Source organism: Pseudomonas sp. Pseusp97 (genome assembly GCF_047304025.1).
Classification (GTDB): domain Bacteria; phylum Pseudomonadota; class Gammaproteobacteria; order Pseudomonadales; family Pseudomonadaceae; genus Pseudomonas.
This window is the reverse complement of sequence record NZ_JBGLYK010000428.1, coordinates 1-1,483: the sequence shown is the minus strand read 5'-3', so window position 1 is coordinate 1,483 and position 1,483 is coordinate 1. Positions and strand designations below refer to the sequence as shown.

Sequence of the window (1,483 nt, the reverse complement as noted above, 5' to 3'; positions counted from 1 at the left end):
CCGTGGGGCTTGGGTGCGGCGCGCGCGGCGCCGCCGGGTCGTTTGCTCATCAGTGCTCCGGTACGCCGGCAGGTTGCGCGGAGGGTTTGTCGGTGGGCGGCGGCAGCGGTTGCTGCGGCACGGTGGGGCCGGCGGTGACGATGACGAAGGCGTCCGGGTCGAGGTGGCGGCGCATGGCCTGCTTCACCTGTTCCACGCTCAGGCCCTGGACCTGGCTGAGGAAGGTTTCCAGATAATCCAGCGGCAGGTTGTAGAAGCCGATGGCGCCCAGCTGGCCGACGATGTCGGCGTTGCTCGCGGTGGACAGCGGGAAGCTGCCGGCCAGTTCGCGCTTGGCGTCGTCGAGTTCCTTCTGCGTCGGGCCCTTGTCGAGGTAGTCGCGGACGATGTCCTGCACCAGCTTGAGAGTGCCTTCGCTCATCTCGGCGCGGGTCTGCAGGCCGATGGTGAACGGCCCGCGCGACTGCATGCCGGTGAAGCCGGAATACACGCCATAGGTCAGGCCGCGCTTCTCGCGCACCTGGTCCATCAGACGGGTGCCGAAGCCGCCGCCGCCGAGGATCTGGTTGCCCAGGTAGAGCGCGGCGTAGTCCGGGTCGTTACGGTTGATGCCCAGCTGCGCCAGCATCAGCTGGGTCTGCTTGGACGGGAACTCGATGTGGGTGACGCCGGCCTTGGGCGTCTGCGGTTCGCCCGGCGCGGGCAGGGCGGGGCCCTTGGGCAGCGATTTCGAAACGCTGCCGGCGATGGCTTCTGCCTGCTCGCGGGTCAGGTCGCCGACCAGTGCGATGACCACGTTGCCGGCGGCGTAGGCCTTCTGGTGGAAGGCGCGAAGCTGGGCGACGCTGATCTTCGGCACCGACTGCTCGTTGCCGTCGCTGGAGTGGGCGTAGGGGTGGTCGCCGTAGAGCCGCTTGAACAGCTCCAGGCCCGCCAGCTTGCCGGGGTTCTGCTTCTGGTACTCGAAGCCGGCCATGACCTGGTTCTTGATGCGCGCCAGGGCGTCCTCGGGGAAGGTCGGTTGGCCGATCACCTGGTCGAACAGCGCCAGCGCTGCGTCGCGCTTGCTCGGCTCGCTCAGGCTGCGCAGGCTGGCCACGGCCATGTCGCGGTAGGAACCGTTGCCGAAGTTGGCGCCCAGGTCGTCGAAGCCGGCGGCGATGGCGCTGGTGTCCTTGCCGGGCACGCCTTCGTTGAGCATGGCGTTGGTCAGCATGGCCAGGCCGTAGTTGTCGCCGTCCTGGCTGCTGCCGGCGGCGAAGGTCAGGCGCAGGTCGAACATCGGCAGCTCGTGGGCCTCGACGAAGAGCACGCGGGCGCCTTCGGCGGTCTGCCATTGCTGGATATTCAGCTTGCGGTGGCTGGGCGCCTTGCCGGCGGCCTCGGCGAGGGACTGCAGGCCGGTGGGCGCGGCGTCCTCGACGGCAGTCGATTGTGTGGAGGCGGGCGCGGCGGGGGGCGGGGGGGGGGGGGGGGGGGGGGG

At 69.7% G+C, this 1,483-nt stretch carries 1 protein-coding gene; it reads right to left on the bottom strand.

Features of this window, described 5'->3' with window-relative positions:
• Positions 1-49: 49 nt before the first annotated feature.
• A partial coding sequence (locus tag ACCC94_RS29645; RefSeq protein ID WP_413353159.1) for a M16 family metallopeptidase occupies positions 50-1,483 on the bottom strand: 1,434 nt, incomplete at its 5' end.